Consider the following 8,516-nt stretch of genomic DNA (forward strand, 5'->3'; position numbering starts at 1 on the left):
CAAGGCTTGAGCTTTGATGAACGGCCACCGGGGTTCGCCAAACCCGGTGGCCGTTCTGTTTTGGAGAACCGCATGTATCGCCCCGCCCAACGCCTTGCCGACATCGAACCCTTTCACGTCGTTGAACTGCTGACCCGCGCCCGGCAGCTCGAAGCGGAAGGCCGCGACATCATTCACATGGAAGTCGGCGAGCCCGACTTCCCGACGCCGGAGCCCATCGCGAATGCTGCGGTCAACGCGATAAAAAGCGGGAAAACGAAATACACCCAGGCTCTCGGCTTGCCGGAATTGCGCGAAGCGATCAGCGCCTTCTACCGCCAGCGCTATGGCGCCAACGTACCGGCCAGCCGAATTGCCATCACCAACGGAGCCTCCGGCGCACTGAACCTGGCCTTCGCCTGCCTGGCTGATCCCGGCAGCGAGTGGCTGCTGACCGATCCGGGCTATCCGTGCAATCGTCACATTCTGCGGACTTTTGACGGTCGACCGCAGAACATCCCAGTCGGCCCAGCAACCAACTACCAGCCAACGCCGGACCTCCTTCGCCAGCACTGGAAGCCGAGCACCGCCGGCCTCCTCGTCGCCTCGCCGGCCAACCCGACCGGCACCTTGCTGACGCTGGCCGAGATCGACGCCTTGGCCGGTGTTTGTCGCGACAACGATGGTCATTTTCTGGTGGACGAGATTTACCACGGCCTGACCTACGAAATCGATGCGCCTACAGCCTGCGCTGCTGGCGACGACATCTGGGTCATCAACAGCTTTTCGAAGTACTTTCAAATGACTGGCTGGCGGCTCGGATGGATGGTCATCCCGGAAGCTTACGTTCGCGACATCGAAAAGCTGGCGCAGAACCTGACGCTGTGCCCCTCGACGCCTGCCCAGTACGGTGCGCTGACAGCCTTTGAACCGGCAACCATCGCCGTTCTCGAAGCGCGGCGGGCCGAGTTTCGTCGTCGCCGAGATTTCCTCGCCCCGGCGCTGGAGCAAATCGGCTTTCGCGTCACGGCCCGCCCCGAAGGCGCCTTCTACCTCTACTGCGACTGCTCGGCCCTGGCCGAAGACAGTTTCACGCTGGCCAAGGACTTGCTTGAGAAAACGGGGGTTGCTGCGACGCCTGGCCTTGATTTCGGCAACAACGAGCCAGAAAAACACATCCGCTTTGCCTACACGACAGACGTAGTCAGGCTGGCCGAAGCCGTGGAACGCCTAAGCCGATATTTCGGCCGGTAAGTCCAGGCCCGGATAGCGCGCCTGCAGCGCCGCCCAGTCGAAATACGGTCCGGGATCAGTCTTGCGCCCCGGCGCGATGTGGCAATGACCGGCGATGGCAGCAATCGGATAGCGCGCGCGCAAGGCATCAAGCACACCCCACAGGGCAGCGTACTGCTCGTCCGTGAACGGCCGCACATCCGAGCCTTCCAGCTCGATGCCGACCGAGTAGTCGTTGCAGTTGTCCCGCTTGCACCAGCACGACTGACCGGCATGCCAAGCCCGCTGGTCGCAGCCGACGAACTGAACGACGCGGCCATCGCGTCGAATGTAGAAATGGGCCGAAACCTGCAATTCGAAAATTGTCGAAAAATACCGGTTGACCGTGGGATCAAGCCGATTGAGGAAAAAATCCTCGACCCAGTCACCACCGAATTCGTCGGGCGGCAGGCTGATATTGTGGATGACCACCAGCGACACCGGCTCGCCGGCCGGCCGTTCGCCAAAGTTCGGTGAGGGTAGCCAGCGTACGCCCTCAAGCCAACCGTCAGGCTGCCATGACATCACTCGATGCCCAGACGCTCAAGACGATAGCGCATTGAACGGAAGGTCACACCGAGCAAGCGGGCTGCGGCCGTGCGGTTGCCCTCGGCCTTCTGCAGCGCTTCTAGAATGGCCTGGCGCTCAAGGCGGTTGAGGTACTCGTCGAGGGTCTCGCTGCCGCGCCCCTGCTCCTCGTTTCCAGCCATTTCCTCCGGTCCGATATGCAGATCCTCGACCTCGATCAGGTCATTGGAGCAAAGCGCCGTGGCCCGTTCGAGAATGTTCTCCAGTTCACGAACATTGCCCGGGAAGGAGTAAAACGACAGCGCCTTGACCGCCCCGCTCGACAGCTTGGGTGGCGAATCACCAAAGACCCGACGCAGGATGGCCTCGACCAGTGGCACGATATCCTCCATCCGCTCGCGCAGCGGCGGCATGCGCAGTTCGATCACGTTCAGGCGGTAATACAAGTCCTGCCGGAAAGCCCCCCGGTCGACCAGTTCACGCAGATTTTTGTGCGTGGCACAGATGATCCGGACATCGACCGGTTCCTCGGCCACACTCCCCACCTTGCGCACGCGTTTTTCCTGAATGGCGCGCAACAGCTTGACCTGCATGGCCAGCGGTAGATCGGCGACTTCATCAAGGAACAGGGTGCCACCGTGGGCCGCCTGGAAAAAACCTTCGCGCTCGCTATCGGCGCCGGTAAACGCGCCTTTCCGATAACCGAAAAACTCGCTTTCCATGAGGTTTTCCGGGATCGCCCCGCAGTTAACCGGGACGAAGGTGGCAGCCGCCCGCGCGCTCCGGCCGTGGATCAGGCGCGCCGCCAACTCCTTGCCGCTACCCGACTCACCCGAGATATAAATCGGAGCCTGACTACGGGCAAGTTTCTCGATCATTGCCCGCACCTGCTGCATGCTCGGCGAATCGCCGATCAACGATTGCAGGGGATTGTCGCTATCCTGGCCGCCACCCGGCAGGCGCAGGGCCGATTTGACAAGGGTGCGCAACTGTTCAAGCCCCACCGGCTTGGCCAGATAATCGAAGGCGCCGGCCTTCAAGGCAGCCACGGCATTTTCGGCGCTGCCGTAGGCTGTAATCACGGCAATCGGCGTTTGCGGATGGTGCTCGGTAATGTAGCGAACAATCTCCAGACCATCCCCATCCGGCAGACGCATGTCGGTCAGGCAAAGCTGAAAGACATCACCGTCAAGGGCGGCCCGCGCCTCAGCGACCGAGCCGACACACTCCGTCGCCAACCCCATGCGGACCAATGTCAGGTCGATCAGTTCGCGGATATCGGCCTCGTCGTCGATGACGAGGACTCGACTCATTTCGCCGCGCGGGCGCCGTTCGGTTCTGGCAACAGACACGTGTCGTTTCTCCCTGCAACAATGAAATGCGCGCCGGACGACGACTCCGCCAGCGCCAGACTTGCCCCGTTGGTCGCACACAATTCCCGGGCGATGAACAAACCCAGCCCGGTTCCCAGCGTATGCGTCGTAAAGAATGGCTCGAAAATCTGCTCGCGCACGTTTTCCGGAACCCCCGAGCCATCATCGACCACGTGCAATTCTACCCGGCCATCGCCATGGCCGCTGCCAAGTTGAATACGGACGGCCCCGGGACCACGGCTCGAATGGCGCAAGGCATTGCTGACCAGGTTCCACAGCACCTGATGCAAATGCGAGCGGTCGAAACAAAGATTGAGCGGCGACTCACCTTCAAGTACGACGATGTCGGGCGACAGACTTTCAGTCGCGTTGAAATGCTCGACAAAGCCGGCGCAGAACTCGTCAATTCGCAACAACTCTGGCTCCGCGCGGCTCTGGCGACCAAGTTCAAGAATATCGCCGACGATCCGGTCAAGGCGGATCACATTGTCGTTGAGAATCCGCAGAAGACGCTCCTGCATCTCCCCGCGACGCTCCTCGCGTAACAACTCTCCGGCATGCCCGATGGCGGACAAGGGATTGCGGATTTCGTGGGCTATGCTTGCGGTCAACCTGCCCAGAGACGCCAATTTCAACTGTTGCGCACGCTCCTTGATTCGCCCGACATCATCGAGAAAAACCAGAACTTCGCCATCGGAACTTGCCGTTCGCTCAAAACGTGCCCGCAATTCACGTCCGTCGGCACCCCGAAACAACAGACTATCTTCGCCACCCTGCTCATCCCATGCCTGCAATGCAACGGCCAAGCCAGACGCCTGAGTGGCCAACTCGGCCTGCCCGTCATTTCCTGACAGGCCAAGCATTGCCTTGGCCACCGGATTGCAGTGACTCACCACTCCGCCCTCGGCAACGATCAGCACACCATCCTGCATCCGCTCCACGACACGCTGACTGATCAATATCTGGTTGGCAAGGGCTTCGCCGCGCCGGCGCGCCAGATCCTCATGAACCATCGCCCGCTGCCCAAGCAAACGAGCCAGAATCGCGGTTGCGAAAAATCCGGCAGAGATGAAACCAGCCTGAACGACTGACGATTCATCGAAACCCTTGGCGACGATCCCGTAAATCTGGCTCAGCAAAATCGCCAGCGTAGCCAGCGCTGCATAAAACAATACCAGCCGCCCGCGCCCGACCAGACTGGCCGCCGCCAGCGAAACCAACAACAACACGCTCAAGCCGCTGCCGACCCCCCCGGCCTGATACATCAGCGAGCTGACAATTGCCACGTCGACCACCATCTGAGCTGACAGCTGCCGGTTGAATCGACGTTGCCAATGCGTTGCCAGAAGCAAACCGGCCACTGTAGCCATCATGTATCCACCGGTCAGCCCGAACATCAGCGGAGATGGCAGGAGATTCAGGCGGGCGGACCATTCATGGGGGAATACAATGGCCAGAAAAAACAACGCGGCCAACACCAGCCGGTACAAGTTGAAATACTGGAACGAGCGCCAGTTAGCCTCCCAGGTCGATGAAAGCCAATCCGGCATCACCGCTCCGAGCTGCTTGCAGCCAGGCGATGCGCCTCGCTGCAGTAAACCCGATCACCGTCCACGATGCCTTCGCTCTCGGGTAGGTGGACTCCACAATGCACGCAAGTCACCATTTTTTCCGGGGCAGGCTCTCGCCTTTCGGAGGTCTCTGTTCCCGCCGCTGAATGGCGCTTCGACCAGACCCACCAAACGGCGGCGAGAAACGCAAACAAAAGCAGGTATTTCATCATTTACCCCAGAAACAAGAAGCTCACGGCTTTTCCGTGGCCTTTTATTCTCCCCTACACTTCAATACATTGCCACCACCCTGAAGGCAAGAATGAACTCGTCCTTAAACGAAGCGGAGAGTGATGTTGTTATCCAGCACCAGGCCACAAAGCAAAAAGCCATCCCGGAGGATGGCTAAGTGCTTTTTTTTGCAGTGTTTTGGTCGGAGTGACAGGATTCGAACTTGCGACCCCTGCGTCCCGAACGCAGTGCTCTACCAGGCTGAGCTACACTCCGACGTCAGAAAGAAGCCTAATGGTTTCTCTCAACTGCAAAGAGCGTCAATTGTAGCAGAGCTTTTTTATAATTTGAATCCCCCAAGCACTGAATTGATGCTCTTGCGAGACTCGCCTCCTGGGCCGCGCGCTCCCGCGCATGATCGAGAGCACCACTATTCCTGATAGCATCGAGCACTGAAGGAAAATCATCGCGCCCACCCTCCTCAATTGCCTTGCGCACGCACGCTGCCTGCTGCACACTTCCGTGTTGCATGACGTAGATCAGAGGCAGCGTCGGTTTTCCTTCGGCAAGATCGTCGCCAATATGTTTGCCGGTATCGGCCTCTTGGCCGGAGTAATCGAGAACGTCGTCAATCAACTGGAAAGCCGTCCCGAGATGCATGCCATATGCTGCCAAGGCAGCCTCCACTTCCGGCGAAGCCTGACCAAGAATCGCACCAAGCTGAGCCGCTGCCTCGAAGAGCTTTGCAGTCTTGTAGTGGATTACTTGCATGTAACGCGCTTCGTCCACGTCAGCGTCGTGGCAATTCATCAACTGCAGAACCTCTCCTTCGGCAATGATGTTTGTCGCGTTCGATAGGACCTGCATCACGCGCATGTTGTCGACCATAACCATCATCTGGAATGCACGTGAATACAGGAAATCACCGACCAGCACGCTGGCTGCGTTACCGAACATGGCATTCGCTGTGTCGTGCCCGCGCCGCAACGCAGACTCGTCCACCACATCATCGTGCAACAAGGTAGCCGTGTGGATAAACTCAATCACCGCTGCTATCTCCTGATGGCGAACTCCATGATAACCAAGCGCACCAGCTGCCAGGAGGACCAAGGCGGGCCGCAGGCGCTTGCCGCCGCTACCGATAATATATTCGGCAACCTGTCTGACTAAAACCACATCTGAATGCAGGCGGTCGCGGATGACCGCGTCAACGGCCTTCATGTCGGGCCCGATCAGGGCGTAGAGCTGTTCCAGAGTCACGGCAGGTATTTCCTTGATGAAGCGCGGAATCTTAGGTGGCGAATGTGGTGCAGTCAAGGCCGAGCAATCAAGGATGGCAGCTGCTCCTGACGCCAGTTTGTTAAACTTCTAGAATTATTAGAATTATTGGGGGCTACATGGATATTCGTTCGATCATTGCACCGGTAATCCATGATCGTGAAGCATTGCTGGAGTTTGCCGAGGCGCTAACCGAGCGTGCGCCGGAAATCGAACGTGACATTGCGCTCTTGAGAAAAAACCCTGCGGACAGGGATATTATTGCCGATCTCTTTCGCGCCGTTCACAACGTCAAGGGCGATGCCTCGCTGTGCAAATACGAGCTTGGCGTTGCCGTCACGCATCCCATAGAGACCATGCTGGCTCGTTTTCGAGAAGGCGAAATCCAGCTCTCGGAATTGCTTGCTGAAATGATTCTGCTCGCCGTTGACCGCCTTGAATTGGCAACGGATGCCCTGCTTGCTTGCAGGCCATTGGACAATCTCCAACTCCCCATACTTGTCCAAGGTCTTGATGCTCTCGCCCAAGAGTCGATGGAACAGATAGGTATCGCCTGTGCAAAACTGATCGAGGCCGTCACCGGCTTTCCGCCAGTAATGCCCAATATATCGAGCCGTGCGCCCCGATATTCCTCCACGAGCCCCAGTCAGAAGAATGCAAGTACCGATCTCCAATTCTTCCGCTCACTGGCGCTACAGTTCGAAAGTCGCTCCCCCCTGTTCAAGGGACGCACCATGCGCATACTTCGGCTTGCGCAGGAGACTAATAAAGCAGGTAAAACCCCCGTTGATCCCGTTCAACTTGAAGCAGCGATCTATTTTCACGATATTGGCATGATGCTTTTGCCAGAGTCCACGTGGTTAAAAGCAGGAAAAATGACAGCCGAAGACAAACTGACACTTAGAAATCACCCCGGTTTTGCTGCAGGGCTTTTACAGAGAATACCCGGCTGGGAGACGGCTGCTTTGATAGTTGCCCAACATCATGAAATGCCGGACGGTGGCGGCTATCCAAACGGATTGCTCGATGTAGATATCTGCGCAGGAGCAAAGATACTTGCCATTGTCGACGCGTTCGAGGCCGTCATGCTCAAGCACATCCATCGCGGAAAAAATCGTTCTGTATTGCGCGCTATCGCAGAAATCAATGCCTGCGACAATCAATTCTCTCCCGAGTGGATTTCCCCGTTCAATGCGGTTATACGCAAAACTGTTGAAAACTGATGCCGACTATTGATCGCGAACGTCGTTTCGGTGGCGTTACCCGCCTGTATGGTGCCGATGGTGCTGAACGCTTACGACAAGCAAATGTATGCGTTGTTGGAATCGGCGGGGTTGGCTCGTGGAGTGCAGAAGCACTTGCCCGCACGGGTGTCGGGCGAATTACTGTTGTCGACCTTGATATGGTGGCCGAATCCAACACCAATAGGCAAATCCACGCTCTAGGTAATATCTATGGCAAAGCGAAAGTTGACGCCATTTCCGAACGGATACGAGCCATCAATCCCGATTGCGAAGTCTCTTGCATCGAGGATTTCGTTACGCCAGATAACGTAGAGAACCTACTCGATCACAGCCATTCTCTGGTAATCGATGCGATTGATCAAGTACGCGCCAAAGCAGCCATGATAGCCCTCTGCAGAAAAATGAAGACACCCATTGTCGTTGCCGGGGCGGCAGGTGGGCAAATTGACCCAACTCAGGTGCGCGTTATCGATCTAAGTAAAACAGTGCAAGATCCGTTATTAGCAAAGGTTCGTGCACTATTACGCCGTGAATATGGATTTCCTCGCGACACAAAGAAGAAGTTCAACGTTTCCGCTGTCTTTTCGACCGAGCCACTACGCTACCCTGAGACCGACTCAGAATGCAACACCACCCTCGGCGCTACTGGGCTTAATTGTTCCGGCTTCGGTTCATCCGTCTGTGTTACATCTGTTTTTGGCATGGTGGCAGCAGCGGAAGCAATCAGGCAGATCATCCGCACATAAGAAGACCAAGCTGCACCTTCTCGCTGCAGGCGAAGTCAAGGTAAGCCCCCGGCAAAGTCAGGTCAGGCGAGGATTTGAGGCTGCCAGCGATGCGGCAGTAGCTCGCCGACACGGCTTGCCGGCTGAGTCGGCAGGCGGGTAAAGACATCTTTCAGATAGACCAACGGTTCGAAGCGACGACTTAATTTTTCGGTGCTAAATGCAAGAAACCCCGTTAGCTTGAGCTAACGGGGTTTTGCATGGGGAGTCTGGCGTTGACCTACTTTCGCGAGCGGAAGCTCACTATCATTGGCGCTCATCTGTTTCACGGTCCTG

Annotated in this window: 8 protein-coding genes, 1 tRNA gene and 1 pseudogene; 3 read left to right on the forward strand and 7 right to left on the reverse strand. The window is 57.4% G+C overall.

The features are described 5' to 3' along the window. Positions 1–72 precede the first annotated feature (72 nt). Positions 73–1,233 carry a pyridoxal phosphate-dependent aminotransferase gene (locus tag AC07TV_RS22520; protein WP_494650628.1) on the forward strand — a complete coding sequence of 387 codons (1,161 nt, stop codon included), beginning with the start codon at positions 73–75 and terminating at the stop codon, positions 1,231–1,233. On the opposite strand, the gene ampD is transcribed toward AC07TV_RS22520, so the two are convergent. The 6 genes from ampD to ispB form a co-directional block, all read right to left on the reverse strand. After that, complete coding sequence (ampD, locus tag AC07TV_RS22525; RefSeq protein ID WP_494650630.1) at positions 1,210–1,776, reverse strand: 1,6-anhydro-N-acetylmuramyl-L-alanine amidase AmpD; 567 nt, start codon at positions 1,774–1,776, stop codon at positions 1,210–1,212. The genes AC07TV_RS22520 and ampD overlap by 24 nt on opposite strands. Next, positions 1,776–3,131: a sigma-54-dependent transcriptional regulator gene (locus AC07TV_RS22530; protein ID WP_494650632.1), complete on the reverse strand. Its 1,356-nt coding sequence runs from the start codon at positions 3,129–3,131 to the stop codon at positions 1,776–1,778. Before AC07TV_RS22530 ends, ampD begins: the two co-directional genes overlap by 1 nt. Beyond that, positions 3,089–4,702 (reverse strand): two-component system sensor histidine kinase NtrB, encoded by a 1,614-nt coding sequence (locus tag AC07TV_RS22535; RefSeq protein WP_494650634.1) that lies wholly within the window; start codon positions 4,700–4,702, stop codon positions 3,089–3,091. Before AC07TV_RS22535 ends, AC07TV_RS22530 begins: the two co-directional genes overlap by 43 nt. Next, positions 4,702–4,935 (reverse strand): PP0621 family protein, encoded by a 234-nt coding sequence (locus AC07TV_RS22540; protein WP_494650636.1) that lies wholly within the window; start codon positions 4,933–4,935, stop codon positions 4,702–4,704. Before AC07TV_RS22540 ends, AC07TV_RS22535 begins: the two co-directional genes overlap by 1 nt. 197 nt (positions 4,936–5,132) lie before the next feature. After that, positions 5,133–5,209 (reverse strand) — tRNA-Pro (locus AC07TV_RS22545). Between the two features lie 15 nt (positions 5,210–5,224). Next, positions 5,225–6,193, reverse strand: coding sequence for an octaprenyl diphosphate synthase (gene ispB, locus AC07TV_RS22550; protein ID WP_494650637.1), 969 nt, complete (start codon positions 6,191–6,193; stop codon positions 5,225–5,227). 137 nt (positions 6,194–6,330) lie between these two features. Between ispB and AC07TV_RS22555 the strand changes: the two genes are divergently transcribed. Both AC07TV_RS22555 and tcdA read left to right on the forward strand, forming a co-directional pair. Next, positions 6,331–7,434, forward strand: coding sequence for an HD domain-containing phosphohydrolase (locus AC07TV_RS22555; protein ID WP_494650639.1), 1,104 nt, complete (start codon positions 6,331–6,333; stop codon positions 7,432–7,434). Next, positions 7,434–8,201 carry a tRNA cyclic N6-threonylcarbamoyladenosine(37) synthase TcdA gene (gene tcdA, locus AC07TV_RS22560; protein ID WP_494650640.1) on the forward strand — a complete coding sequence of 256 codons (768 nt, stop codon included), beginning with the start codon at positions 7,434–7,436 and terminating at the stop codon, positions 8,199–8,201. The genes AC07TV_RS22555 and tcdA overlap by 1 nt, the downstream gene beginning before the upstream one ends. A gap of 62 nt (positions 8,202–8,263) precedes the next feature. On the opposite strand, the pseudogene AC07TV_RS22565 reads toward tcdA, so the two are convergent. After that, a pseudogene (locus AC07TV_RS22565) lies at positions 8,264–8,371 on the reverse strand (transposase domain-containing protein); the annotation flags it as partial. Positions 8,372–8,516 lie beyond the last annotated feature (145 nt).

Source organism: Azonexus sp. GW821-FHT04F04 (genome assembly GCF_059420025.1).